23 protein-coding genes are annotated in these 26,412 nt (G+C 39.3%); 9 read left to right on the top strand and 14 right to left on the bottom strand.

Annotation, left to right across the window (positions count from 1 at the left end; all coding sequences use genetic code 11):
* The first annotated feature begins 7 nt into the window (after positions 1-7).
* Both ESV85_RS03695 and yjjX read left to right on the top strand, forming a co-directional pair.
* The gene (locus ESV85_RS03695; protein WP_146914878.1) at positions 8-715 is read left to right on the top strand and encodes a YebC/PmpR family DNA-binding transcriptional regulator; all 708 of its coding nucleotides are present in this window, start codon (positions 8-10) and stop codon (positions 713-715) included.
* 24 nt (positions 716-739) lie between these two features.
* Positions 740-1,306, top strand: coding sequence for an inosine/xanthosine triphosphatase (yjjX, locus tag ESV85_RS03690; protein WP_146914877.1), 567 nt, complete (start codon positions 740-742; stop codon positions 1,304-1,306).
* 200 nt (positions 1,307-1,506) lie between these two features.
* Here the strand turns inward: yjjX and ESV85_RS03685 are convergent, their stop codons facing one another.
* On the bottom strand, positions 1,507-2,493 hold the full coding sequence (locus ESV85_RS03685) for an NTPase (RefSeq protein ID WP_146914876.1): 987 nt from the start codon (positions 2,491-2,493) through the stop codon (positions 1,507-1,509).
* A 177-nt stretch (positions 2,494-2,670) separates the two neighbouring features.
* On the opposite strand from ESV85_RS03685, the gene ESV85_RS03680 reads away from it, so the two are divergent.
* A complete protein-coding gene (locus tag ESV85_RS03680) occupies positions 2,671-3,492 on the top strand; it encodes a M28 family peptidase (RefSeq protein ID WP_223275892.1) in 822 nt (273 codons plus the stop codon).
* 120 nt (positions 3,493-3,612) lie between these two features.
* Positions 3,613-5,340, top strand: a complete 1,728-nt coding sequence (locus ESV85_RS03675; protein ID WP_146914874.1) for a chloride channel protein — start codon at positions 3,613-3,615, stop codon at positions 5,338-5,340.
* Between the two features lie 439 nt (positions 5,341-5,779).
* Here ESV85_RS03675 and mtgA read toward each other — a convergent pair whose 3' ends face one another.
* The 4 genes from mtgA to ESV85_RS03655 all read right to left on the bottom strand — a co-directional run bounded on the left by mtgA (position 5,780) and on the right by ESV85_RS03655 (position 11,124).
* Entirely contained in the window at positions 5,780-6,475 is a 696-nt protein-coding gene (mtgA, locus tag ESV85_RS03670) for a monofunctional biosynthetic peptidoglycan transglycosylase (protein ID WP_146914873.1), read from the bottom strand.
* A gap of 9 nt (positions 6,476-6,484) precedes the next feature.
* Entirely contained in the window at positions 6,485-7,279 is a 795-nt protein-coding gene (locus ESV85_RS03665) for a class I SAM-dependent methyltransferase (protein ID WP_146914872.1), read from the bottom strand.
* A 64-nt stretch (positions 7,280-7,343) separates the two neighbouring features.
* The gene (locus ESV85_RS03660; RefSeq protein ID WP_146914871.1) at positions 7,344-9,269 is read right to left on the bottom strand and encodes a DUF3857 domain-containing protein; all 1,926 of its coding nucleotides are present in this window, start codon (positions 9,267-9,269) and stop codon (positions 7,344-7,346) included.
* Positions 9,262-11,124 (bottom strand): DUF3857 domain-containing protein, encoded by a 1,863-nt coding sequence (locus ESV85_RS03655; protein WP_146914870.1) that lies wholly within the window; start codon positions 11,122-11,124, stop codon positions 9,262-9,264. Before ESV85_RS03655 ends, ESV85_RS03660 begins: the two co-directional genes overlap by 8 nt.
* Before the next feature lie 187 nt (positions 11,125-11,311).
* Between ESV85_RS03655 and ESV85_RS03650 the strand changes: the two genes are divergently transcribed.
* The gene (locus ESV85_RS03650) at positions 11,312-11,776 is read left to right on the top strand and encodes a MaoC family dehydratase (protein ID WP_146914869.1); all 465 of its coding nucleotides are present in this window, start codon (positions 11,312-11,314) and stop codon (positions 11,774-11,776) included.
* Between the two features lie 53 nt (positions 11,777-11,829).
* On the opposite strand, the gene ESV85_RS03645 is transcribed toward ESV85_RS03650, so the two are convergent.
* The 4 genes from ESV85_RS03645 to ESV85_RS03630 form a co-directional block, all read right to left on the bottom strand.
* A complete protein-coding gene (locus ESV85_RS03645; protein WP_146914868.1) occupies positions 11,830-14,262 on the bottom strand; it encodes a TonB-dependent receptor domain-containing protein in 2,433 nt (810 codons plus the stop codon).
* Positions 14,263-14,468: 206 nt separating this feature from the next.
* Entirely contained in the window at positions 14,469-15,080 is a 612-nt protein-coding gene (locus tag ESV85_RS03640) for a superoxide dismutase (protein WP_146914867.1), read from the bottom strand.
* A 104-nt stretch (positions 15,081-15,184) separates the two neighbouring features.
* Entirely contained in the window at positions 15,185-15,628 is a 444-nt protein-coding gene (locus ESV85_RS03635) for a nucleoside deaminase (protein WP_146915170.1), read from the bottom strand.
* Positions 15,629-15,640: 12 nt separating this feature from the next.
* Complete coding sequence (locus ESV85_RS03630) at positions 15,641-16,771, bottom strand: hypothetical protein (protein WP_146914866.1); 1,131 nt, start codon at positions 16,769-16,771, stop codon at positions 15,641-15,643.
* A 242-nt stretch (positions 16,772-17,013) separates the two neighbouring features.
* On the opposite strand from ESV85_RS03630, the gene ESV85_RS03625 reads away from it, so the two are divergent.
* Positions 17,014-18,123 (top strand): Na/Pi symporter, encoded by a 1,110-nt coding sequence (locus ESV85_RS03625; protein ID WP_146914865.1) that lies wholly within the window; start codon positions 17,014-17,016, stop codon positions 18,121-18,123.
* Here ESV85_RS03625 and deoC read toward each other — a convergent pair.
* Entirely contained in the window at positions 18,105-18,779 is a 675-nt protein-coding gene (gene deoC / locus ESV85_RS03620) for a deoxyribose-phosphate aldolase (RefSeq protein WP_146914864.1), read from the bottom strand. The genes ESV85_RS03625 and deoC overlap by 19 nt on opposite strands.
* Positions 18,772-19,980, bottom strand: coding sequence for an NAD(P)-dependent oxidoreductase (locus ESV85_RS03615; RefSeq protein WP_146914863.1), 1,209 nt, complete (start codon positions 19,978-19,980; stop codon positions 18,772-18,774). The genes deoC and ESV85_RS03615 overlap by 8 nt, the downstream gene beginning before the upstream one ends.
* Positions 19,981-20,137: 157 nt before the next feature.
* Here ESV85_RS03615 and ESV85_RS03610 point away from each other — a divergent pair, with 157 nt between their 5' ends.
* A complete protein-coding gene (locus tag ESV85_RS03610; RefSeq protein WP_146914862.1) occupies positions 20,138-20,716 on the top strand; it encodes a methyltransferase family protein in 579 nt (192 codons plus the stop codon).
* Positions 20,717-20,781: 65 nt separating this feature from the next.
* Here the strand turns inward: ESV85_RS03610 and ESV85_RS03605 are convergent, their stop codons facing one another.
* Positions 20,782-21,384: a trimeric intracellular cation channel family protein gene (locus ESV85_RS03605; RefSeq protein ID WP_146914861.1), complete on the bottom strand. Its 603-nt coding sequence runs from the start codon at positions 21,382-21,384 to the stop codon at positions 20,782-20,784.
* Between the two features lie 220 nt (positions 21,385-21,604).
* On the opposite strand from ESV85_RS03605, the gene ESV85_RS03600 reads away from it, so the two are divergent.
* Complete coding sequence (locus tag ESV85_RS03600) at positions 21,605-22,372, top strand: hypothetical protein (RefSeq protein WP_146914860.1); 768 nt, start codon at positions 21,605-21,607, stop codon at positions 22,370-22,372.
* Entirely contained in the window at positions 22,362-24,818 is a 2,457-nt protein-coding gene (locus ESV85_RS03595; protein ID WP_146914859.1) for a non-ribosomal peptide synthetase, read from the top strand. The genes ESV85_RS03600 and ESV85_RS03595 overlap by 11 nt, the downstream gene beginning before the upstream one ends.
* Positions 24,819-24,850: 32 nt before the next feature.
* Here the strand turns inward: ESV85_RS03595 and ESV85_RS03590 are convergent, their stop codons facing one another.
* Entirely contained in the window at positions 24,851-25,465 is a 615-nt protein-coding gene (locus tag ESV85_RS03590) for a class I SAM-dependent methyltransferase (RefSeq protein WP_146914858.1), read from the bottom strand.
* Positions 25,452-26,354 (bottom strand): patatin-like phospholipase family protein, encoded by a 903-nt coding sequence (locus ESV85_RS03585; protein WP_146914857.1) that lies wholly within the window; start codon positions 26,352-26,354, stop codon positions 25,452-25,454. Before ESV85_RS03585 ends, ESV85_RS03590 begins: the two co-directional genes overlap by 14 nt.
* Positions 26,355-26,412: the final 58 nt, after the last annotated feature.

The raw sequence follows: 26,412 nt of genomic DNA, 5'->3' as shown, positions 1-26,412 counted from the left end.
AATAATCATGGGAAGAGCATTTGAATTCAGAAAAGAGAGAAAATTCAAGCGTTGGGACAAAATGTCCAAGGTTTTTACGCGTCTAGGAAAAGAAATCGTAATGGCGGTAAAATCGGCAGGTCCCGACCCCGCATCTAATCCCAGACTTCGTACAATAATACAGAATGCCAAAGGTGCTCAGATGCCTAAGGATAGAATCGAAGCAGCGATCAAACGCGCGTCAAATAAAGACGAAAAAGATTACGAAGAAGTAGTTTACGAAGGCTATGGCCCCTTTGGGATCGCCGTAGTGATCGAAACGTCTACAGATAACATCAATAGAACCGTAGCAAATGTGCGAAGCTACTTCTCTAAAGCTGGAGGCTCTTTGGGCACTTCTGGTTCAGTTGTCTTTATGTTTGATCGAAAAGCCGTATTCCGCTTCGCAAAAGGTGAATTTGATTTGGAAGAACTGGAATTTGAATTAATTGATTTCGGCTTAGTTGATATCGACGAGAATGAAGGTGAGATCTTCGTTTATACTGAATTTGAGGATTTCGGCACCATGCAAAAAGTACTTGAAGAAAAACATATTGACGTAATCAGCGCAGATTTTCAGCGCTTCCCATCTACACTTACTGAGCTCGATGAAGAGCAGGAAGAGATTATCAACAAGATGATCGAAAAAATGGAAGAAGACGAAGACGTAAACCAAATTTTCACAAACATGGCCTAGGTATCCCCTAGGTTTTTTTATTCTATGAATTTCCCAAAAAGAGAAAATTTTCAGGCTTCAGAAAAGCCATTAATAATTGTTGGCAGTAAAAACCCTGTAAAAGTCGCCTGTAGTGAGTCGGCATTTACAGAAGCATTCCACAAAGGATTTGTCGTCAACGGAATCACAGCCGCTTCACAAGTTTCTGATCAACCAAAAGGTGACGAAGAGACTTACCTAGGTGCCAGAAATCGGGTAATCAATGCCAAAAAATCCTTCCCTGAAGCAGATTATTGGGTAGGAATAGAAGGAGGTATAGGAGAAGACGTCCGCGGGATGTATGCCTTTGCATGGATTTTCATAGAAAATAAATCGGGCCTCCAAGGCAAAGCGAAAACAGGGACATTTTACCTCCCTGAAGCCATTGCTAAATTAATTCACTCAGGAATGGAGCTTGGTGCAGCTGATGATCAATTTTTTTCTCAGGAAAACTCTAAGCAAAGTGGTGGTTCTGTAGGAATTCTTACTCACGGGGCAATAACCAGACAAACCTATTATAATCAAGCTATTATACTCGCTTTGATTCCATTTTTGAATGAAGAGTTATTTTAAAGGAGCTGATTTTTGCAATTTTTTTACTTAAGTGCCTTTTATTCGAAAAAAAATTGATTATCATTGAATAATTGAAATTTAAAACTTTGATTTGTCCAAAAGGCTAAGAATATTACAATGGCCTTTAGAAATCGACAGTAGTAGAAGTTGCTTAAATCACCCCTATCATTAAGTAGCTATAGACCTCTCATCCGAGAGGTCTATTTTTTTAAGTTCTTCAAGAAATTATTCAATGCAACTCTCCAATCTGGATCAGCATCCCATTCAGGGCCTATATAGAGTTCGTCACGCACTAATAGTTTGATATAATATTTTACCACAATTCGCGAAGCCGATGGATCTGTCTTTGGCTCCAGCCCCATACTTTTCATCAAATCAGCTTCTCTGCCCTCCACTTTTACTAAAAGAAATTGTACTCTGTCGCGAATTAACTGTTGCTCAGTCTTTGCCTCAGTAAGCCATTCTATCTCATAAGGATATTGTTGCTTCAATACTTGCTCAATTCCTGTTTTCTGGGCCGCCTGCTCCGCTAAAATCGTTTCTTGAGACTTTCCATACATATCGTACCTAAAATAGCTCAGCAAGCCAGTCTCAGCTGATGAGCCTTCAATGGTAATACCCAATTTGAAAACATCTAGGTTAAGTGGATTCGCTGCCAAAAACTTCTGACTAGACGAAGTCTCAGTGCTGTTGATACTTAGGAACTCTGGCACATCCAACACAAGTAGATTTCGTGAGGGCTGGTTCTGACCTATTAATCCAAACTGGCTAGTAACAGTGCCTATATCTGCAGCACTTACTCCAAACAAGGCGGTAGTAGGAATAATTTTGCCATCTCCTGAAAACGGAGCAACATGAATACTCATTTGATTTTTCTGACGTGTTACGAGAATAACATTTTTAACAAGTCGATTTTGAAAGCTTTTAGCATAGTCTGCCTGAACAGCTTCGGAAAGAGCAACTTTCTCCAATTCAAAATATGCAACAGGATCCGCCCCTGCTTGAACCAATGAATGATGAACGCTATCTGCTACTTCTGTCCAAGCCATAACTGGCCTAGCTCCCGGATCGGTTGAGATAAAAACGATAGATTTTCCGTCAAAAAATGACTGAGGCAAGCTACCTTGAGCCAAAACCAGCTGAAAGTTTATTAAAAAAATAAGAATAAGAAGGATATTATATTTCATGAATTCAGAGGTGTGATCCGCTAAGCTTATTAATTTTACCAATATACATAACGCAAAATACTTCCCTTGATGCAACTCTCAATCAAAAGCACACTAAGTTGTTTATTATTTCTAGTTTTTTTTCAGACAAACGGGCAAAGTATTGCAAGCAAAAGCCTCCTTGAAAACATTAAGTTTTTGTCATCTGATGAACTTAAAGGTAGAAAAACAGGCAGTGAAGGAAATTCACAAGCACGAGCTTTCATTTTAGAACAGTTCAAAAGCATCGGGCTGGAAACTCAGTATCCCGATTACCAGCAGAAATTTGACTTTGAAAATAGAAGAGAAAATAAGCCTTATGAAAACTCTGTAAACATTGTTGGATTTATAGCAGGAAGCTCATCACAGAAATTGATAGTGGTTACGGCACATTATGATCACGTCGGTGTCGGCAGACCAAATACAGAAGGCGATTCTATTTACAACGGTGCGGATGACAACGCCTCTGGAACAGCCGCTATGATTGAATTGGCTAAATATTTCAAAGAAAACAGGCCTCAGCATTCTATGATTTTTGCAGCATTGGATGGTGAAGAAATGGGCTTACAAGGCGCAAAAGCCCTTGTAAAAGACTTTCCATTTCCTATGGAGCAAATCGTATTGAATATCAATATGGACATGATTTCAAGAAATGAAAAAGGTGAGTTGTACGCTTCGGGCACCTATTACAATCCAAGTTTAAAGTCAATTCTGGAAACAGCAGCAGCAGGATCCACTCCAAAATTACTTTTCGGTCATGATGAACCAAACACTGGCAGAGATAACTGGACTAATTCTTCAGATCATGGAGCATTCTTTGATGTACAAGTTCCACACATCTATTTCGGCGTAGAGGATCACCCCGATTACCATAAGCCAAGTGATTCTTTTGAGAATATTGATCAGCGATTTTATATCAATGCGGTCAATCTTATCTTGAAGTGTACCTTAGCGCTGGATTCACAATTGCCTAAAGAGTAGGCGATACTCTTTTCATTTACCCACATCTTATTTACCTTATAATCTAAAGCACGCTACTTACGCGATATTTTGCCTAAAACAGACTTTATCACCAAGCTCTTGATATGGAGGCTCAGACACATGAGCAACCAAACCTTTATCCTTATTCTCAGTGGGATAATAGGGGTTTTTTCTGGCCTGGCAGCTGTAATTCTGAAACAAGGTGTGCATGCCATACAGCATTTTCTTACAGAGGATTTTTATAAGGAATACGCCAATTTTCTATACATCTTATACCCGCTTATCGGTATTTCGGCAGCCTATCTTATTGGTAAATTCATCTTCAAAGACGTCGGTGGGCACGGTGTTCCTGACATTCTTTTTACGATTTCCAAAAAACAGAGTATCATCAAACGGGTAAAGACCTATAGTCGTGTTTTTACTTCGGCTATTACTGTTGGTTTCGGTGGATCAGTAGGTCTAGAAGCTCCGATGCTGGTAACAGGCTCAGCCATCGGTTCCAATGTAGGCTCTTTGGTGCATCTAAATGCAAAAAAGCGGACCCTACTGATAGGCTGTGGTGCAGCAGCAGCGATATCATCAATTTTCGGTGCACCTATCGGCGGAGTGATTTTCGCTATTGAGGTAATCATGATGGAAATAAGCACAGCGAGCTTTATTCCTCTATTGATAGCAAGTGTGACAGGTTCCTTGACTTCCATGATTCTTATTGGAAAAGACTCGGTTTTCAATTTCAAATTGACGGAGAACTTTCAAGCTTCACACATGCCTTATTACTTGCTTTTAGGAATTGCATGTGGTTTAGTTTCTCTCTATTTCAGCCAAGCAGTGAGAAAAACAGAATCACTTATGGAGAGCCTAGATAGTCAAGTACTACGCATTCTTTATGGTGGCGCTATATTGGGAATCATGGTGTTCTTTCTACCACCGATTTATGGCGAGGGCTATGACACGCTAAATACATTGATAGAAGGAAACTCAAGTCAATTACTTGAGAAAAGTCCATTCTTCTCATTAATTGAGAATCCTTATTTGATCATTATTTTTCTGGCGTTTATAATTTTGGTTAAACCTATAGCTGCAGCCGTTACCCTGGGTGCCGGTGGTAGTGGCGGTATTTTCGCACCATCTCTGTATGTGGGTGGCATTTTGGGATTTTTATTCGCCTATTCTAGCAATCTATTTAATTTCACTATTCCTCTACCACTGGCTCATTTTACATTAGTGGCCATGTGCGGAGTAATGGCAGGCGCCCAGCACGCGCCACTATCCGCCATATTCTTAATAGCAGAAATCACTGGTGGTTACGAGCTGTTTATTCCGTTGATGTTTGTATCTGCGATTTCGTATGTAACTAAAACCGCCTATCAGAAAGATAGTATCTATATGATACAGCTGAAGGAAAAAGGCAGGCATCTCCCCGAATCAAAGGATCAGGAACTACTGGAACTCATCACCATTACCAATGTAATCGAACGTGATTTGCTCCCTATACATCCAGATTCAAAGCTGAAAGATTTGATCAGTTTAGTAAAAATATCCAAACGAAATATTTTCCCTGTGGTAGATGAGCATAAAGCTCTTCGAGGAATAGTCACCTTGGATGATATCCGAGACATAATGTTTGATCGAGAAAAGCAGGAAGTAATACTCATAAAGGAGCTGATGCACAGTCCCCCAGAAATCCTATTAGCAACTGAGAATATGCAAAAAGCAATGGAGAAATTTGAGCTGTCAGGAGCTTGGAACCTACCTGTAATCGAAGAAGGCAAATATTTAGGTTTTGTTTCTAAGTCCAGAATCTTCAATGCCTACCGAAAACGTCTCATCAAACAGAAGCAAGATTAATCGATTTAAGAATAATATTTGGAGAAGAAATTTATCCACTTTTTCACACACTGTTTTTAACCACATTTTTAAAGTTAGCCTTCTTTATCCACAAAATTACCTTTAGAAAAAGGCATATAAACATTTGATTTATTGATAGTTAGATTATCAATATTAGAGAATGTGGATAAATTATCGAAAATGTGGATAAAAAACACTTGCATTTTTTAAACCTCAAATGGACGCTCCAAACAACGATTTACTAGGCTAGTGCATACTCAAAATACCCATGCTACCTCGTACACAAAAGTGCCCGATATCGCCCGATTCTAATAGAATATTTTGTGAGCGAATTTTTAAGCATCAAAAAAGCGTTACACATTATCACCAAACACTGTGTTTTTAATTTTCCCCCAACTTTACCACCGAATAATGCAATTTTAACCGAACAAATCCAACGCTAAATTCCCATCTCAAGAGGAGCCAGATTGTTCATCTGTCTGAGAATCCAACTCTGACGACCCTTGATATAGGAGGTCGGTTTAGCAGGCGACCATCGCCTTGGATTCGGCAAAACGGCTGCAATGGCGGCTGCTTGATTACGATTGAGTTTGGAGGCGGGCTTATTGAAATAAGCCTGTGAAGCCGCTTCAATTCCATAAATACCATCACCCATTTCAATCACATTCAGATAAACTTCCATGATACGTTCCTTCGGCCAAATTAACTCAACCAAAACAGTGAAGTAAGCCTCAAAACCTTTTCTTATATAACTTCTAGATGGCCACAAAAAGACATTCTTAACAGTCTGCTGCGTAATGGTACTTGCTCCTTTTACCCGCTTACCTTTTTTATTATTTTCCCAGGCTTTTTGCATCGCTTCGATGTCAAAACCATCGTGATCCATGAATTTCTGGTCTTCTGCAGCATAAACTGCCTGAGGAGCGTTCTTTGAAATCTCACTCATAGGCACCCAGTCCTTGTAAAGTCGAACTTCCTTCTCTGAATCAAATGTTTGCTCAAAAACACGAATTACCATCAAGGGAGTAATCGGCACAGGCACGAAGCGATAGACCACAGTCAACCCAACTGAAATAATCAAAAACCACATCGTCGTTTTCCAGATCAACCGCCATACCCTCTTAATAAGCTTCATAATTATAAATTAAACTGTAGCACTTATCTGTACAAAATGATAGAAAAAAACGGCATTATCATCCTCTGCAATTAAATCAAGGTCTTTTTCCATAGCCAACAAGTCAACTTCAGTAATCAAACCGGCAGTGATCATACCTACCCCGGCACTTTTCATCAAACCCTTCCAATACTGCGTGATATTTCTAAGATCCTCAGCATTACGCTGATCCAAATGAAACCCTCCATGAAACAATTCAATTTGGGTATAGCCGGCACGCTTGAGCAGATTACCTAGGTTAGCACCAATATCAGGATTCCCTCCTAGGGATCGCTGAAACTCATTGTAAGCGAGATAATATTTAGACAATCCTGCCAGCGGAGGATTGAAGTAAAAACTGGAATTGAAAACCTCGGTAAACCAAAGTTTCGCATTTGGAAATAGATAAGGCTTAACAGCTTCCAAAACTAGATGAGAATTGGGGATATGCTCCAAAGCCCAGCAAATGAATACCGAATCGTATTTCTCGTCTAAAACAAGCTCCTTCGCATCTTGACAGACAAATTTCACCCGATCACAAGCAAAAGCCAAATTCTGCTTAGCTCTGTCGAGTTGACTTTGTGAATAATCTACACAGGTAATCTCCAGATCGGGAAATAGTCTTAGCAAAGTCTCCGTCTGTGCGCCCACACCAGAACCTACTTCAAGAAGCTTCTTGCATCCTGCAAAATCAATACGTGGATAAATAAGAGAACCCAGCACTCCTGCCTGATCCATCAGTCGCTGTTGCTCTTCAGGAATAAATCCATGTAAGTATGCTGTCATGTGCTGGAGTATTTGGCATCGAAATTATCAATAAAAAAATATACTCTCCAATAAAACGATCTCGTCAGGGACTAGTCTTCTTTTTTAAGATCACCGGTTCTGAAAGTTTTGAAGCTACACTCTCCATGAAATACTTGAGGTTTTCATATTCACTTGCTGGAATAAGAGGCGTCTTCACTATAAACTTTGCTGATATTTTAAGGCTATTTTCGATTATCGAGGTTGTGTACAAAAACACCACATATTCCCCATTAATGGTATAACCACCTTCCAATGGGTAATCTTCAATTTCATATCCTTCGGGCACGGTCACTACAGTGTTGTAGGTTTCTGTGAATGCATATCCAAAATCCACAGGAAACATTCTATACTCTTGGGTAAAAGGATTTTCCGCAAATGAAGAAAACTTAAGAGGGCTAAATAGTATCATCTCTTTGTCTAAAGTTTCAGCAAATTTCATATCAAAATTTATCGTTACCACATCCTTTTCTTCCAGAGTATTATTGACCTTGAAATTCTCAAAAACCACTCCTTCTTCTTCATCAAACAACTTCTCTAAGCTTTCATTTCTTTTTTGAATTCCTTCTATTTGCTGAGCCGTCTTGAGACCTCTATAGCTGTAATTTCTGTGAGAATTCGACATTACTAGTTGACCTTCTTCATTCATTTTAACCTGACCAAAATAAGCCGAATTGGAATTATGCTGTATAGAAATAGGCACTAGTTTACTCTGTTGCTTTTGAAGATACAGACCTCCACTTACGTGCTTATCTAGATCTACGTAACCAAAAGGAGCATCAGCCTGAGATAAATCGAGAAAATGCTGCTTCCCGTCTAGTTCAGTAAGCAATAATATTTCATCAAACTGATTAAGAAATGGAAAAGGCACTACATCACTTCGTCCATATCCCTTACTACCGATCAAAACAGGCTCACAGGTAATTCCTTCAGATTTTAACACACCCATCAGTGTCAACATAAGCTCAACCGGGCTGCCTACCTTTGATTTCAGAAGCTGATTAAGATTTTGCTCCGGATATATCCAATCCTCTCCTTCAACTCTAAAATTATTTCTCAAAAAATAATATGCTTTTTGAGCAGTTTCTAGCTGCGTTGTCCCTTTCAAATCAACGTCAAGAAATTCTTTCTCAATGGGGTTACTTCTATAAAAACCCTTTTGGGAATACATGGAGATTACTTCATCGCCAAGAACTTCCCACGTATTTAGTACAAACTCCCATTTTGGTCCATAATCACCTCTCACTTCGTATCGAGCTAACTGAAATTCTATACGATCAACGTAGTCACGATAATTCTTCATATAAGGCTCTTCTTTGAGCGATCGTAGATCTCTCAAAACCCAACCATAATTATTATAGTCATTGGATTTTTCTACACCTGCTGAATAGTTCTGGCCTTGACCCAACATCTTATATTCTAACGATGGAATCATCGTAATTCCGTACTGGCTGTAAAGAGTAGGTAATTTGTTTTGGAATGTCCATCCATCAATAAACGTGAGATTTTTGTCTGTTTTCCTGTATTGATATTCTATGATAGATCCTACTTGGACGTTTGGAAAAGAAATCCGCATCTCCTTGTATCCACCATCAAGTTCTACATCAAAAATCCCATCTTTAGAAACCTTTACGGTCTCTGCTTTACCATTGACAAAGTTGGTTGTTTGAGCTTTGACTCCGTTGATACTTTCCGTGTTATTATCCCCAGCGTAATACCGAATACGAATATCTGCATGGCTTTTACCCGCTTCGGAAAGTATTTTTAAGCGTACAAAATGGTTGGTCTCTAAAAATCCTGATATGAACCTGGAATTCCCTTGGGATACTAATATCACTGCAGGAGCATCTGGCTCATAGGACACTTCCGCTAATGAAATTTCGCTGTCTTCAAACTCTCCAAGTTTATAAGATTGAGAAAAAGTAAGCGTAGAAAGGAGTAGAAAAATAAGAGTTAGTGAAGATTTAATCATGTCTAAGTGCAGCTGTGTTTTTGATAAAATAAAAGTTAGAAGATCCTAGGGCGTTAATTCGTTTGATGAGTTCAGTTTTAGATTCATCGCTCATTTCCTCACTTAGTGAAAGATTCATTTCCCTTTTTACACTTAGGTTTTTTCCTTCCAAAGAAGTACGTAAAGTCACTTTTACACCCTCTTCTTCAAGGACCAAGTTTTCTGCCAAATTCTCAGACTCCATCACCTCAGGAAGCTCTATCTGATATTCGTCAATTTGATTTAGAGAATTATTGAGTAGCATTTCATCGGTAATTTTCCCAAGGAATGGTTTTAGTATCATTCGCTTAGCCGTGTTTTGGACAAACTTCTGAATCACCCCTTCATAGCTAAGATCAGCTAACAAGAGGGAATCTTTATGATCTACACTTAGCTCATATTGGTTGATAATTAATCCTGCTACCGGGGAATTACGATTGAAATAATCTCGCTGCTGCCGGGTGTCAAGATAATTTTTGACCATTAACATATCCTCCGCAAAGTTGCCATCAACTTTGATTTTCGTAGAAATAGTAGCATTTCCATCCAGGTCAATTTTCACTTCATTTTTACTGTGAATAGCATTCCAATCGAAGGAATTATAGGATGGAGTTTTAGTCAAATAGCCGCCTTCTCCATCTATCACCAGTACATGCCTATTTTTCGTAAAGTCACCTAGAAAGCCTGCTGGAAGAGAATTTGAAGTGCATTCCAACCAAACTGGGCTAGCCGAATCTCCCATAGGCACTTGCAAAATCACATGATTGAATTGATTGGAAGGGAGATCAGTTTCGATATCATCGGCATCTTTTCCTGCTTGAACCAGTGTATAATTGGAAGAAATCCCGACCGCATGTAACATAGCTTGCATCAGGTTTGTCAACCCTTTACAATCACCATAAGCATATTTCACTACATCTGTTGCTGTCATAGTTTGCCACCCACCGATGCCTAGCTGTATGCTTACATAGCGGTAGTTTTTCTGTAGATATCCATAAAGGATTTGGATCTTTTCGTAGTCGGTTTCCGCATCAGATACCATTGCTTTTAGTTTGACTTCGAAATCGGCAGGAAGAATCCTTCGTCCCTCATTAAGTTTGTACTGCCAAGCAGCCAGTCCAGACCAATCTTCCATTTTACCCACGTAATCACCCATAGCAAAGCCGACCGGGGCTAGTAATAGCTTGTGATCATCTTCCTTTTTTAGGTCAGGTGTTTGAACAGGCAAATTTGTTTCCACCCAAGTCACTTCAAGTTTATTATCCACTATATTTTCAGACTTCTCACCGAGCAAATTGATAGCTTTATAGCGCAAGCCAATATGTTCAGGATATGTTACTGTAAGCGAAGACTTGGACACTTTTTGGTTATACCGGTGTACTGGTACCCAGTCCCTCAATTGGAAATTACTAGAAGATTTTGTCTCAATATTTACCGTAACCTGAACCGGGAATTTGCCACTTTTTACTTCAAAATATTTATGTCGATTGTCATCAAAAATACTGCTGCTGGAATATATTGCCGCATCAGTCATATCTTTTGCCTTAGCCTTCTCAATAATTTTTCCACTTATAGGGTCAGTAATTTCTATCTCAATACTTTCTATTTTATTTAGCTTGTCGTAAAAAACTGAAGTAAACGCATGAGCTAATCCTTCAGAAGAAAGGATAGTAAAATTTCGCTGGATTTTATGGACGACTTCATAAGAATCAGAAATTTCAATTCGCTGATTTTCTGTAAGTATGGAATAAATTGGGGCTGTATCCCCTTTAGGAAGAGAATCAATTGGAGCCTGAAAACCAAAGAATAAATAGGAAGCTACAAACAGTATAAGCATGCTAAAAGGTTAAATAAATTTGTACAAAATATAGGTTTTTTTAGTAAAACTAAAGTCATATTAAAATATATTTTTAGTAAAAATTGCTACTTCACCTTAAATCATAATTCACTTCCTGCCTTACCAATCCACTTGTAAATCCCGAGAAAACTTCCCTAATTTGGTTTTTTACCAAAAAAATTAACGCATGTCCCCTGTCATCATTGGTAGTTTTGAAGAGTTCGAACAACACAACGGACAAAGTCTAGGTACATCTGAATATTTCCACATCACACAGGAACAGATAAATATATTCGCCAAAGCTACCCATGATCACCAGTGGATTCACACCGATCCTGAGCGCGCGAAGGCTGAAGGAGCCTTTGGAAATACAATTGCCCACGGCTATCTCACACTTAGTATTGTTCCGCATCTTTGGGAGCAAATCGTCGACGTAAGGAACCTGAAAATGATGATCAATTACGGGATTGAATCTCTAAGATTTGCAAATCCTGTGCTGGTAGATAGCGAAGTTCGCTTAGCCGCCACCTTAAAAAGTGTAGCAAACCTACGAGGAACAGTGAAAGCTGAAGTATCAGTGAAACTAGAAATCAAAGATCAAAAGAAGCCAGCTTTTACAGGAGTTTTGATCTTCTTGTATCATTTCAAGTAAAAAATACAGAAAAGCGCTTCCTCGAATTCTGTGAGGAAGCGCTTTCGCTTAGCTTAATCCAATCTATTTCGTTCGTCAGAACTTCCCGAGTTGCTTTTTACTCGGAAGCTTTCTCCTTTGGAGAAGTTATATTTCAGCGTAAACCTTACGCCCTGATTACTTCTATACTGTCTGAAATTGGTGTCAATAGCCGCAAAGTCAATTTTAGCTTTAATCACCTGAGTTCGGAATATATCAGTCCCATTAACGGAGAGTGTGATTTTATCCTTCATTATCGACTTGGTCACACCAGCATCCACCCAGCCAAACCCTGCTATCTGCCCTTGTCCCCAAATCTGTGGACCTAGGTAAATCCCCATTACCTCAGCTTTAAAGCCCATTGGCAACGTAAAATTATGCTGCGAACGCACCATAAAGGAAGTATTTGAATTATCCAGATAATCATCTCCTATCTGAGATTTATTTCGATTATAACTCACCTGCACCATATTTGAAGTAGCCCACCACTCTTTGATATCTACCGGAATAATTCCTCTAAAATTGGCATTTCTTGTCTTGTCAAAATTATCCGTGTAAGTCGTTGTCGTGCGCTCATCCTCATTTTGCACAAAGACCTGCATAAATGCATCCTCTGTCTCACTATAACCAAGGGTGAATTGGTACATACCTTTCACCACATGGTTCATTTCGAAGTTGTTGGAATACTGAGGTTTAAGATTAGGATTACCCGTTTCGGTAGTCAGCGGATCTATGTAGTACACAAAAGGATTCAGCAATCGATAATTCGGTCTGGTTATTCTACGATTGACATTATAGACGATCTGATAATTGTCACTTATTTTATGCTGCATAAAAGCACTTGGGAAAAGGTTGAAATACTTCTGATTATTCACCTGATTCAGCGTAACAGAATTCCCTGTGATATCTGAATGCTCGCCTCTTAGACCTACTTGATACGTTAACTTTTCAGAGAATTTGCCTTTGTAAGAAACGTAGGCTGCCAATACATTTTCATTGTAGATAAATCTATTGCTGCTAGGATCCGGCAACAAAGGTCCTTCTTCCTGAGATTTACTCAAATCCAGGTTATTATCAGACTTCACCCAACTTCCTTTCACTCCTGTTTCTATCGTATTTCCTTTTCCTACAGGTTTTACAAAGTCAACCTTAGCTGTGAAGATATTGTAGTACATATCATTCAAGGTCATAATCTTGCTATTCATTATCTCAGATGTATTATCACCAGTCCATTGCATATTCGTAAGTAAAGATTCGCTATCAGAATTCATCCTTGTAAAATCAATATCTGAGCTGATCTTGGTACCCATGGTATCTAGCTTAGCATCGTAATGAAGGTTAGCAAAAATCCTTTGGCCAGTTCCATCAGCATCATTCTTTGAATCCAAGTAACTAGTTTCCGATACTCCAGGAGTAATAATATCAGTCAAAGACTCATTATCATTCTTATCCTTTGAGCCTGAAGCCTGTACATTTATAGCAATGTTCTGATTCTCATTTATTTCATAATTGGCAGCGCCATTGAAAAACAAGTTTTTATTCCTAGTAGTAATCCTTGACTCTTGATTAAAATTTGAGACACCTTCAGGTAAGGTGAAATTCCTATTAATCTCCAAGTCATTGAAATTTCCATAGTGATTGTAATTCAAATTGGCATTGGTACTCCACTTGCCTTTTTTCACATTAAGCGCTACTCCAGTATTTGGTAGCCATTGTCCATTATACAGGGAGCCTACTTGAATATTACCAAACATCCCATCTACCGTATTCTTCTTCAGTTTGATATTAATAACTCCAGCAGAACCTTCCGCATCAAATCGAGCAGATGGATTATTGATCACTTCTATGCTCTTGATATTATCGGCAGGCATGGCACGAAGGAAGTTTGCAAGATCAGTGGCACTCATGTAGGTGAGTCTATCGTTGATCATCACAGTAGCACCAGTACGACCGTTTAGATTGATTATTCCATCTTGATCGACATAGATCCCTGGAGATCTGCCGATCACGTCTAGCGCATTTGATCCTTCCGCCATCACAGTTCCCTCCACATTGATTGTGGTCTTATCCGCTTCTATGATGATCTCTGGACGAGTAGATTTCACTGTTACCTCGTCTAATCCAGTCATCTCATCCTGTACAGAAACGGCTCCAAACGCCTTGATCAATCCTGGGGCAAGTGCAAATACTTCGGATTCAAATGAGGTGAAACCTATAGAAGAGATCACCAATTTGACTTTGGCAGTCTTCGTAGATTCAATTAAAAAAACTCCATTTTCATCAGATACGGCTCCGTCCACAAGGTTACCGCTAACAGCATCTATCAGTGCCACATTTGCATAAGGCACGGATTGTTCATTTTGGTCGATGATTTTGCCGGTAATCCGGCTGACATCTTTGGCCGCTAAATTACTTACCCCAAATAGGTAAGTGAAAAGGGTTAGAAATAGTAGGTTGGTAGTTTTCATTTCAATAGTACTTTGTGTGTCGTTCTGTGCCACCTATTGAAAAAGAAATGCCAAGGCTTGAAAAGTGGCTAAATTAGCTCTAAGAGCTGCTTTTCAAATTCGACTTAAAAATGACTGTCTCGGAATCGTACAGAAAAATTTCAGCTTTGAACAAAAAAAATCCCCGGACAGGCTGTCCGAGGATCTTATAAATATTCTTATGAAGCTTATTTTTTCAACGCTTCTGCGTAGTTCGCATTTGCCTGATCCCAATTGATCACATTCCAGAAAGCTGCAATGTAGCTAGGGCGCAAATTCTGATAATTCAAGTAGTAAGCATGCTCCCATACATCAAGTCCGATGATTGGAGTTCCTTTGATCTCAGCCACATCCATCAGTGGATTGTCCTGATTTGCAGTAGAAACCACCTCAAGCGTACCTGCTGCAGTCAAAATCAACCAAGCCCAACCAGAACCGAATCTTGTAGCTGCTGCTTTGTTGAAAACTTCTTTGAATGCATCAAAATTGCCAAACTTAGCATTGATAGCATTTCCAAGATCGCCTGTAGGAGCTCCGCCACCTGTTGGAGACATGATTTTCCAGAAAAGGCTGTGATTATAATGACCACCACCGTTATTTCTTACAGCAGTATTAGATCCTGCTACTTGAAGCAATTCTTCTAAAGATTTGCCCTCAAGATCAGTTCCTACAATCGCGTTGTTAAGGTTAGTTACATATCCATTGTGATGCTTACCATGGTGGATTTCCATAGTTTTTGCGTCAATACTCGGTTCCAAAGCCGTAGTGGCATATGGTAAAGAAGGAAGTTCGAAAGCCATTTTATTTAAATTTTAAGGTTAAAAGATTGGTTAAAAATCATACAAATAATCTGCCTTACAAACCAAGCCAGATTGAAAAAGGTTCTTATGAATCCAATTTCCTTCTATTTTCTCAGTTTTTTGAAAAATTCCAATAAAAGCTGTTCAGATTCTTGGGCCAGTACTCCCGAAAAGACTTTAGTTTTTGGGTGCAAAATACCCGGATTGCTCTGCAAGTACCCTCTTCTGGGATCAGCTGCTCCATAATGGATTTCCCCTATTTGCGACCAAAAAAGTGCACCGCCACACATTACGCATGGCTCGAGCGTCACATAGAGTCTACAATCATTCAAATATTTTGCTCCCATGTAATTTGCCGCAGAAGTGATCGCAAGCATTTCTGCATGGGCAGTTACATCATTGAGCTTCTCCGTTTGATTGTAAGCTTTTGCGATGATTCTGTTTTTTGAAACAATCACGGCACCTACAGGAATTTCCCCCTCTTCGAAAGCATTCTTAGCCTGCTTCAAGGCTTCATTCATAAAGTACTCGTGGGTGTAAAGTTCTATTTCCAAAATGGCTTAGAAAAAGTCAATAATTTCGTTTCTCACGCCATCATTGATGATAAATGCAAGAACCAAGGATACTACCAAACCGATAAATGCCTTAACGACATCCCTTCTCGCCAGTCTGAACGCTCTGAATAGCCACGCATTTCTCTTTTCAGCCTTGGCATGCTTTCCAAGTGCAATCGCTATTTCTCTACCACCCAATAAGCCTATAAACACCCAAGTAGTGCTCATCGGCACATTACTATATAGCTTAAAGTAGAACAGAATAATTGCATAAACAAAATCAACTATGGTTGCTGCACGTACATCCGTTACATTGGTTTTTTCATTAACAATACCTTGGATTTTGTCTCCTTTCATATAGAAAAGGAAGCCTAAACCAATAAACACAAAGCCTGTATAGACGATGAATTCTAGTACACTCAATTGTCTAGGAAGGAATACCGCAATATTGGCAGCATCCTGCATGATCCATACTGCCCAAAGTGTTCCTGAAGTGAGCCACTGCAAATAAATCCAATAAGGAGCAGGTTTCCCCTTAAGGTAGTTCTTGACAAATCGCTCAAGTATAAACCATACCGCTATAGCGATAGAAAAAGCCAAAAGGTAACCTACAAAGCTCTTGAACATCACACTTACGATAGTGCCCGCTTTATAGGTGAATACATTTAACAAGAGGAATGTGGTAGAAACTGGCATTCTCAGCCTAGTCATAATGAGGAGCACAATTGGTGAAGCAAGCTGTAGGAAAACAAAGCTCGTTGGTGCTTTGTCCAGTCCCGGTACACTTAGGCGCTGATAGCTCACGTCACCATTGAAGGTAAACCAGCTATAGGTAACTGTCCCTACAAAAATCACCCCCATAAATAGCCATAGCCAATACCACTTTTTGTTGTGGTTAGAAGCTATAAAAGTACCGATGGTCTGTATACTATCATTTGCTATGGCAGAATAGGCCGCCAGCGCAAAGCCAAACCACATCGCAGCATAAGTATATGGCGTGATCAATCCTGCGATAGAAATCAGGACACAGATGACGATCAAAAAAGGCTTCTCTTTTTTAGTAAAATCAAACAGTGAGTAAGCCCCTTTGGAAAGCTTATCCTGATTAATATTTTGGTCTATTTTTTTGTTGGCCATGATTTGGCTTTTGGTCGGTCCCGCAAAATTAAAGAAGATATCTTTCTCCCTATATTATCAAATTGTTAAGTAAATACAATTCCACTTCTAAAAGTTAGTTTCGCCTTGTTTTTCGCAAAAAAATTTCAACTTTTGCCAAATATTTTATCAAAAATTTGGATTCTCGGATAGTTCCACCCTCTTTTATAAGCCATTAATCCTGAGATAAAATTAGTAAACAGGATAAATTCTGAATCTGGTAGATGGAGAGCTTAGAGCTGGAAAAAAATAAAGTAAATAAGACTAAAAGCTATCTAATGATGCTTTTGGCACTTATGCTGTTCATCTTCGCGATTGATTTGCTCACTGTGGCAATGAGTCACCTGAACAGTGCGGTAGCGGAAGGTATTCTTATGGCTACCAGAAACCCCTTTGTGAGCCTTTTCATCGGATTACTCATGACTGCTCTTATTCAAAGCAGCTCCACCGTAACTGCCAGCATTGTGGCAGTAGTAGCTTCAGGACATCTTACGCTGGAACAAGCTGTACCCATGGTGATGGGAGCCAATATCGGAACTACTTTGACTTCCACGCTTGTCTCCCTTTCTTATATTATGAATAAGAGAGAGTTTAAGCGAGCGCTCTCCGCTGGTATGCTGCATGATATTTTTAATATTTTCACTGTTATCATATTGTTACCATTGGAGATCTATTTTGGCTTCTTATCCAAAATATCAATCTTCATTGCACAGCTTTTTATACAAGATGATGCATACTCTGGACCCATCGTTTACAATAAGGTTTTTACTAGACCGATCACAGAATGGATCTCGACTACAATAGATATTCCATTCCTGACCATGATTCTTTCTATCTTCTTGGTTTTTGCTGCCATTAAGATTTTATCTACGGCAGTTTATAAAGCATTTGTAGTCAATAGCTTTCAAGATATTAACAAGCTGATTTTCAGGAATCCCTACATGGCATTTGTTTATGGGACATTTTTCACGGCAGCGGTGCAGTCAAGTACCGTCACTACCTCTTTGGTGGTTCCCTTGGTCGCTAATAAAAAAGTCTCTGTAAAAAAGGCCTTTCCTTTCATTATAGGGGCTAATATAGGAACCACGATTACTGCAGCAATTGCAGCTATTTATAAGACGGAAGCAGCCATAGCGCTAGCTATTGTGCACTTCCTTTTCAATTTTATAGGAGCGTTGATTTTCTTGCCTTTTCCTACACTAAGAAACATCCCAGTGATCTTGGCCATGTATATGGGCAAAAAATCCGTAAAAAGTAGATTCTTGGGTTTTGTCTACATCCTTTTGACCTTCTTTATTATTCCTTTCTTGCTGATCTATTTCAGCAACGATTGAGAATCTCTCCAAGAATCCATCAGAGATTTAGCTGAACTAGTACCGATTCTGTCCGCTCCAGCTCTGATGAGCTCAAGCGCAAAATCCAATGTTTTGATCCCTCCACTGGCTTTGATACCAACTGATGAAGATAAATTCTCTCGCATCAGCTTGATGTCGTCTACTTTTGCCCCAGTTGAGGCATAACCAGTAGACGTTTTCACAAAGTCCACTCCAGCATCCTGACAAATCAAGCATGCTTCTATGATTTGCTTATCATCCAGATTAGCTGTTTCAATAATGACCTTGAGAATTCGCTCTTCTTCATGACAGATCTTTACAATTTGAGCGATTTCTATCTTTGGCCAGTTCATCCCTGAATGATAGGCAGTCTGTGACCACACGAGATCCAATTCGTCCGCGCCTTGTCGGATTGCTTCTTGTGTTTCAAAGACTTTGGTAGCCGTATCCGAAAAGCCAAAGGGAAATCCTATCACCGTTACCAGTTGCACATTCTCTTCACCTAAGTCTCTTCTTACTTTCTTCAGCCAAAAGGGCGGGACACAAACGCCTACAAATTGCTCTTCAACTGCCTCTCTGATTAGGATATCCACATCTGCACCAGTCATAGTAGGCTTCAAAAGTGTGGATTCTAGAAATCGATTTAACTTATTCATGATCAGTCACATAGTCTGTCAAGTATATAAACTCTATAGTCAAGTCTCCATCACGAGCAATAGTTGCCCGTTCCAGTATTGCTGAGTTTTCTTCCAAAAGTGCAGGAATCACCCATTTAGTCAATTGGATCCCAAACTCCTTACTTGATTCACGTGGAAGTTCGCAGGGCAAATTATCAATGGCCATCACAGAAATACTTGTCTGCTTTCCGAATGCCGGAATTTTCTCGCCCGTTTGCCGATCCACGTCATACACTGGATCAGCAATAGTGGAGGAAGTAATCGTAGTGGGAATGGGACCTCCTACATCACAGCTCACATCAGCAATCACAGAAAGCTGAAAATCCTCGGCAGCAATATCCTTCAACTCAAACAATCTCGGGGCATCTGGATCCCAATAAGCTCCTGAAATCAACATTTCCCCCGCTTCCGCAAACTTCTGAAAGTGACTTTCATATTTCTCTGGAAAGGAGTAGAACTCTTCTTTATCGAATCCTCCGTCAGATTTTCTTCTATTGTAATCTGCAGAACTCAATTTCACGTACACTGGCTCATCAAAATACAGATGCAAGAAATCATGCACAGAAACCTCATGAATCTTCAAAGAATTCAGGACTTCCATTGCACCATTTCCGACTCGGCCAGATCCTGTGAGGATAATTTTCACAGGTGGTAGCTGCACCTTGGAAAGCTCTAAGTGAAGATCTTTAAGATCCGTGCATTCATTTGCCCGCTTGATTTCAAAAAGATCCGTCTTCTTTCCATAGGTCCAAAAAGCATTATAAGCTCCGACTATTCCAGCCCATCTTCCGAAGGCAACCACACGATTCCCCTCCTCATCCTTTAAGGCTTCATAGTCAATCAGCCTGATATTTTTCTCCAAAACCGCCTTCAGTAGCTTTCTATTATACTTCTGTTTTTTGATAGTATGAGAAAAGAAAAAATAGGTCTTACCATCTATTAATTGATCGACAGGCACTTCTTTCACGCCGAAAAGCACATCGCTGTCAGAAATATCCTCGAACACGTCAATGCCAGCATCAAGAAATTCCTGATCTGAATACGCACGAAATGGACTGGACTGTACCTGAATGGTCATCTTTCCTCCATATTCTTTCTGAATATCCCTAAGTTGATCTGGAGTAAAAGGAACTCGTTTGTCAGGAGGGTTTTTTCCTTCGCGGATTATTCCGATTTTCATGTGTTTATAATTTGATTTTCAAAGGACAAATGCCAGCCCGGCTAACGCCAGTCGGACGGGGAATCTCGCATGGCAGATAATCATCCCAGCGTGTAACGTTCTTTGTCATGCTCGATTTCATAAAAATTATAGTTACTCTGAAATTTAATATACCCCGATGAATTATACACTCCTAGCTCTCAGCTGGATCGTTTTTTATACACTTCATTCTGTTCTGGCTGCATCCAAGATAAAAAGAATTCTGGAGGGAAAATTGGGAAATGCTCACAAATGGTATCGCTTAGGGTACACCTTGGTTTCGTCACTACTTTTCTTAGGCATCATGGTTCAAGCACTGTTTATCCCTAAAAGCATTTTGATCCCCAAAGGGGATTTGACAAACTATCTAGGTTATATGTTCGCGGGATTTGGCACTATCATCCTTACTAAATCAAGCAATAACTATTCATTGAAGCGGTTTCTGGGATTTGATCCTTCGGCAAAAGAAGATGAAACCCTAGTTACCACTGGCCTGTACTCAAAGATTCGCCATCCACTTTATGCAGGATTGGTGTTGATATTCCTTGGTTATTTTCTCTTCTCAGGTACCGTCACGGCTGTTGTTCATCTAGCTTGTTTAGTTATTTACCTGCCTTTTGGGATATATTTTGAGGAAAAAAAGCTTGTTGCCCAATTTGGCGAAGCCTATCAAAAATACAAGCTGGCAGTCCCCTCAATTATCCCAAGGTTCTGGTAAGCATTTGCAAAGTTTGATCTGGAAAATTGAAAATTGAGCCTTGAATTTGTCTATTGAAAATTCCTCTAGTCCAATCTCGGCAAACTCAATTTATATTTCATAGAAAGCATTCGAATCGCAATGATCACTACAATGGAAACCAACAGATTGATATCTCTTGGAACATTAAAAGAATTAAGAATCAAATAAAATATTGCTCCTGCTAAGCAAGCTGAGGCATAAACCTCTTTTCTGAAAAGGATCGGTAAAGTATTCGTCAGGGTATCACGGATTACTCCTCCCATTACGGCCGAAAACATCCCCATAATCGCAGCAATTTCTGGTCTCACTCCTAGACTCAAGGCTTTTTCCACACCTAAGACAGTAAAAAAAGCGATGCCTAGGGTATCAAAAAGAAAGAAAGTCCGACGAAGCTTGCTAAGGAATTTCGGAAAGGTAAATGCCGCCAAAACACCTACCAAAATTGCATACAGAAAATTCACATCACCAATCCACACAAGCGGATAGCTATCCAGCAAAATATCTCTTAATGTTCCCCCGCCGATCGCCGTAATAAATCCAGTAAATCCAGCTCCAAACATATCATGCTCCTGTTCGCGGATGGCTAAAGCTCCCGAAATCGCAAATACAAATGTCCCAACTAGTTCTAATCCGTATTGTAAATCCATTTAAGAATTATTTATCATTAGCACAAAAATAACTTTCACAAAAATTCATCCAAGTCCAAAGGCAATGTGTCAAAACTAAACAGTGGCGTGAATTTCTTTCAAAAACATTCAAGGTTTTTTGGATTCTTTAAAATAGATAGTAATTAAATCTTGTATTTCGCGATTCAAAATACTTGATTAAACAAAACAAATTCTCTCTCTGCCTCACTTTACCTCAAATATGAATACGCTGCTACACTATGACCTATTAAGGCTAGATGCATTCCAGAACAATTTATCCATTCGTAACCACATTGCAGTAGAGGATTTCGGTGAATTGACACTTCTTAAGTTTACACCCATTAACTATTTTAATTACTGTATTGGAAAGGTGAATAGTCTAGAATTGCTGGATTATATCAAAAAATTCTATTCCGATATTGTCGAAAATAAGCATCAGATTCTGATTGATTCAGGGGATTACTTATCTAGCGAAATCATCCAAAAATCTCCTGATTATAAGCTCGAAGGAAAGATTTCTATCATGAAATTAATTCCAGAAAATTTTACTGGCTATCCCATAATTGCCGAAGTGGAACTAGTACCTGTCACGGAGCAAAACATCAAAGAATTTGCTTGGCTTTACCTGTCTTGTTTTGAAGCAGAAAATAGACATGAACAATCAGTTGAGGAAAATTTTAGATTGAAACTAAAGGTAGAAGGGCTTCAGTTCTATTTCATCAATTATAAAAACAAGCCCGTAGGCATTACTGGTTTATATTTTCATCCAAATTTCACCATTTTATCTGTCGGTGCTATATTAAAAGAATATAGATTTTTAGGAATACACAAATCAGCGCTTTCTTGGAGAATCCAACGATCAGAAGCAATAAACGGCAGTAAACCTGTTTTTTCGTGGGCTTATAAGGATAGCATAAGCTATGAAAACATGGTGAAAACTGGCATGACAGTTTCTGAGGAATTATTGATTTATCAGCATGCTAGATAAGTTTCTCTTTCAGGCAAATCAATTTCCCAACCGAATAGCGATCAAAGCTAACGGCCACTCTCTAACCTATGGAGAATTAATGAAGCAGGCATCGGCCGTTTCTTCAGGTATTCAAAACCAAGGAATAAAAGAGAAGTGCATCGGTATTTCTTTGAAAAACAAAACAGATGAGCTGATTTCCTGCATTGGAATATTACTCTCTAACAATCACTTTTTTTTCATACCTGAGAGAATAGAAGACGCTTGGCGGGAACAAGTACCGGTCAGCTTATTGATAACAGATCGAGATCAGATAAAAAAGGCGGACATTTTATCTGTTGATTTCAATGAAATAAAAAACTCCTTAGTATCGGGGGTCGACCTATGGTGGGAACATGAAGACACAGCAAAAAAACTCTTTTGTGTCTATTGTACCTCTGGAAGTACAAGTAGCTCAAAGTATGTAGTCCATGACTATCAATCCATCGTAGAGGATACCAATAGGCAAGTTGAGGAAAATGAAATCACGGAGCTGGACACATTGGACTTCATTTTTGCCGCTTCCTTTAGCTCATCTTTGGCCAGCATTTTTCCAGCTTTAATCTCCGGAGCAAGTATTGCAATTTTCGATCTAAGCCCAATAAACTTAAAGGACATTCCGCACTTTTGGCATGAGCAAGAAGTGACCTTCGCTACCTTGACGAGTTCTGCTTTTAGAACTTTGGCTCGAATCAACACCATAAACCTCGCTGATTACACGAAATCAATCCGATTTCTATGCTTAGGAGGGGAACCTGTTTTAGAAAGTGATCTCCAGCTTTTTGTTTCTTATTTCCCCAAAAACTCAGAAATCCAATTAGCCTACGCCAGTACAGAGACCCGAACTCTAAGCCAACTACGAATCAATCAAAATACTCCATGGGAATTGATTCATGAAGGGTTCCCTGTAAGAAATAAAACCATTAAGATTCTGGATCAAAAAGGAAATGACTGTCCTACCAATCAGGAAGGAGAGCTGGTAATTCACTCTCCTTATATCAGTCTAGGCTATTATAAAAATGGAAAGTTACTTCCACATGAGCAGGAAGGTGATAATCGAGTTTACCGCACCAGAGACTGTGGGTTTTTCTCTAACGACGGGACTCTCCGGCTTACAGGGAGGACTCATTCTCTGCAAAAAGTAAATGGAAAGTGGGTCAATTTTAATGAGTTGGAGAAAATAATTTGCTTCGTCAGTCATTCCGAAAACTGCAAAATCCTCATGAACAAAGATGAAAATGGCTTTGACTATTTGATCGCTTGCTTGGAGATAAATGAAGTTGACTCAGATTACTCAACTAGTAACTCAATAAATAGCCAAATCAAATCCGAGGTTTTACCACGCGTTTATCTTGAGTTTAAAGATTTTCCATTGAATGCAAATGGAAAAATCGATAAAAATAAGATGCTCGAGATGGCCCAAAATAAGGAATTCTCTAACATTTCGGATCAGATTAAAGACCCTATTACCCACCAGATTCACCAGGTTTGGTGTCAGCAGTTAGGAGTCAACATTTATAATTTAGATGCGGACTTTTTCACAGACCTTGGAGGCAGCTCTCTTCTAAGTGTGTTTGTCGTGGATGAATTAGCCAAGAAACTTAACCAAGAAATAGAAAGCCATGTGCTGTTTCAATATAGAACTATCAGCAAGCTTGCTCAATTCTTGACAAATACGAACGAGGAACAACCCTTACCTCATATTCAATGGCTCAATTCTGATCCAAAACCTCATCTTCCTAACTTCTTTTTGATAGAAACGGGTTATAATATCTCTTTTAATTCTTTATTGAAAAAGCCGCTAGGTTCTGAAACTTTTAATTTAGCATATTTAAGAATCGACACCTTTAAGGTCTTACAAGGTCATCACCCAGAGCAAATCATGGAAGAGGTACTCGACTTGTTAAAGCCTTTTCCTCAGCCGGTATTTATCGCAATTAGTTTTAATGGATTCATAGCCGCCAAAATCAATCAGAAGCTTGGAGGAGCCTTGATATTAATTGATTCGCCATGGTATAGAAAAGACGCGGTTGTAAAAATTCCTATCCAAAATCGTCTCATACCTATCTATCATCGATTTCGTACCTTACCATTTCGGAGCGCTATTCATCAAGTAGGAAACTTAGTTTTACGATATGGCATTAAAAAAGCAACTTTAAAAAAACACGCTGTGAGTCCTTTCGAAGAGAGTGTACACCTCTTTATTTCTCAATCCGAGCCATTAGAAAAAATTTCTAACCTGCTATACTTTTACTCAACGGCATCTGCTATGACGTCAAATAAGGATGTTGCGCAATGGAAAAACATCACCAAAGAAAGCTTTACATCTGAAGACATACTAGGCGATCATATGGATGCTTTATCGGAAGAAAATAGTGAATTAGTAATTAGGAAAATTAACGAGTTCTTAGCTAAGGTTTACGTATAAAAACCAAGTGAAGAATAGGTGAACCCTTATTCTCAACCCTTTTCCATCACAAAAACTCCCATCGCTCGCTGTCCATGAACCAACACAGATTTGGGATGTTCCAGAAATTTCAAGCCCATTTCTTGCAACTTATCCACATGAGCTTCAGTCAGTAAAAACCTTCCTGATCCATCGGGTAGCAAGTATTTTCCTCCTCCAAGATCTTGGCTTTTTTCTATAATGCCCCCAAAAGCTGTCGTCATCCGAAACCATAAAATTCCACCTGGTTTCAAGACACGAAGCATTTCATTGATCATCTTCCAGAAATTGGTTTCATCCTTCGCAAAGTGAAGTACCGCAGAACAAATAACAGCATCAAAGGCTTGGTGATGAAATGGAATTTCCTCCAATCCAGCTACTTGAAATCTATGGGCGTCATAACTCTTATCCAGACTTTTTGCCATGTATCTACAATACTGAATCGCAGTTTCATTTTGATCAACTCCGTATAGTTGGTATCCCTCATTGATGAAATAGACAGCATTTCTTCCTTCTCCACAACCCGCGTCAAGAATATTCATCTCTGTCGAAAACCTACCTTTAAGAATCTGATCTAGTAGATAGATATCGATATTTCCCAGAAGTCTATTCAGTTCAGCTATTTTCATTTTCCCATTTATCTAACGCTTGAATTGCTTTTTCCCGGCCTATTTCTATCAGTTCTTCTGCTCGATGAAACTCCAAAGTCCCTGCTTGATTTCTGGCAATTTGAACAGAAATATCGACCTCATGTTTTTCTATCAACAAGGCAGAAAATCGATCTTGGAGCAAATCAAACGAGCGGGTCATAAGACTTATAGAACTGAGAGAAGCAGGCTTTTCTTCTTTTACCTGTTCCGGAAAATACTGTCTCATTTTATCACGATAGTCGGAAACCCATGTTGGTATGGAAATATAGCTCTTGCCCGTCGAATCTTTTTTAGGAGGTACTACCAATTCAGAATCCCCCGCGTTCAGACCAACCACCACGATCATGTTTTCGTCTGATTTTCGCAAAAGCGAGAGCGGGACTGGGTTCAATACTCCACCATCAACTAGTTCATATCGATGATGGCGCGCTGGTTGGAAAACGGTAGGAATACTTCCTGATGCACGAATGGCAGTATACAAACTACCTTCTCTAAAAATTACTTCCTTCCCACTGATATAATCAACTGCATTGCAATAAAAAGGAATATTCAGGTCTTCTATTTGACAATCCTTGACCACTTTCTTCAAGGCATTATACACCTTCTCGCCCTTAATAAATCCTCTGCTGGAAAAAGTGAAATCCATCAAAGAAAAGACATCCAACCTGTCCAAATGGCAAATCCAATCCTTGAATTCATCCATTTTCCCAGCTGCATACATTCCCCCAACAAGAGCACCAGCAGAGCAACCTGCAATTTCGGCAATGTGATAACCACGTTTTTCTAACTCTTCGATCACTCCCACATGCGCTAATCCCCGCGCTCCACCGCTGCTCAAAACCAATGATACCGATTTACCTTTCTCCATAATAGTTAGGGAATAAACAACTAAATTGAAGCCGAAAAACCCTCAACGAAAGTACACA

The organism is Algoriphagus aquimarinus (assembly GCF_007997215.1).
GTDB lineage: Bacteria > Bacteroidota > Bacteroidia > Cytophagales > Cyclobacteriaceae > Algoriphagus > Algoriphagus aquimarinus_A.
The sequence above is the reverse complement of the archived record's forward strand: the minus strand, read 5'-3'. Positions and strand labels throughout refer to the sequence as shown.

Coding starts and splice junctions, on each gene's coding strand:
- ESV85_RS03695 (WP_146914878.1), top strand. CDS start 8: ATGGGAAGAGCATTTGAATTCAGAAAAGAGAGAAAATTCAAGCGTTGG.
- yjjX (WP_146914877.1), top strand. CDS start 740: ATGAATTTCCCAAAAAGAGAAAATTTTCAGGCTTCAGAAAAGCCATTA.
- ESV85_RS03685 (WP_146914876.1), bottom strand. CDS start 2,493: ATGAAATATAATATCCTTCTTATTCTTATTTTTTTAATAAACTTTCAG.
- ESV85_RS03675 (WP_146914874.1), top strand. CDS start 3,613: ATGAGCAACCAAACCTTTATCCTTATTCTCAGTGGGATAATAGGGGTT.
- mtgA (WP_146914873.1), bottom strand. CDS start 6,475: ATGAAGCTTATTAAGAGGGTATGGCGGTTGATCTGGAAAACGACGATG.
- ESV85_RS03665 (WP_146914872.1), bottom strand. CDS start 7,279: ATGACAGCATACTTACATGGATTTATTCCTGAAGAGCAACAGCGACTG.
- ESV85_RS03660 (WP_146914871.1), bottom strand. CDS start 9,269: ATGATTAAATCTTCACTAACTCTTATTTTTCTACTCCTTTCTACGCTT.
- ESV85_RS03655 (WP_146914870.1), bottom strand. CDS start 11,124: ATGCTTATACTGTTTGTAGCTTCCTATTTATTCTTTGGTTTTCAGGCT.
- ESV85_RS03650 (WP_146914869.1), top strand. CDS start 11,312: ATGTCCCCTGTCATCATTGGTAGTTTTGAAGAGTTCGAACAACACAAC.
- ESV85_RS03645 (WP_146914868.1), bottom strand. CDS start 14,262: ATGAAAACTACCAACCTACTATTTCTAACCCTTTTCACTTACCTATTT.
- ESV85_RS03640 (WP_146914867.1), bottom strand. CDS start 15,080: ATGGCTTTCGAACTTCCTTCTTTACCATATGCCACTACGGCTTTGGAA.
- ESV85_RS03630 (WP_146914866.1), bottom strand. CDS start 16,771: ATGGCCAACAAAAAAATAGACCAAAATATTAATCAGGATAAGCTTTCC.
- ESV85_RS03625 (WP_146914865.1), top strand. CDS start 17,014: ATGGAGAGCTTAGAGCTGGAAAAAAATAAAGTAAATAAGACTAAAAGC.
- deoC (WP_146914864.1), bottom strand. CDS start 18,779: ATGAATAAGTTAAATCGATTTCTAGAATCCACACTTTTGAAGCCTACT.
- ESV85_RS03615 (WP_146914863.1), bottom strand. CDS start 19,980: ATGAAAATCGGAATAATCCGCGAAGGAAAAAACCCTCCTGACAAACGA.
- ESV85_RS03610 (WP_146914862.1), top strand. CDS start 20,138: ATGAATTATACACTCCTAGCTCTCAGCTGGATCGTTTTTTATACACTT.
- ESV85_RS03605 (WP_146914861.1), bottom strand. CDS start 21,384: ATGGATTTACAATACGGATTAGAACTAGTTGGGACATTTGTATTTGCG.
- ESV85_RS03600 (WP_146914860.1), top strand. CDS start 21,605: ATGAATACGCTGCTACACTATGACCTATTAAGGCTAGATGCATTCCAG.
- ESV85_RS03595 (WP_146914859.1), top strand. CDS start 22,362: ATGCTAGATAAGTTTCTCTTTCAGGCAAATCAATTTCCCAACCGAATA.
- ESV85_RS03590 (WP_146914858.1), bottom strand. CDS start 25,465: ATGAAAATAGCTGAACTGAATAGACTTCTGGGAAATATCGATATCTAT.
- ESV85_RS03585 (WP_146914857.1), bottom strand. CDS start 26,354: ATGGAGAAAGGTAAATCGGTATCATTGGTTTTGAGCAGCGGTGGAGCG.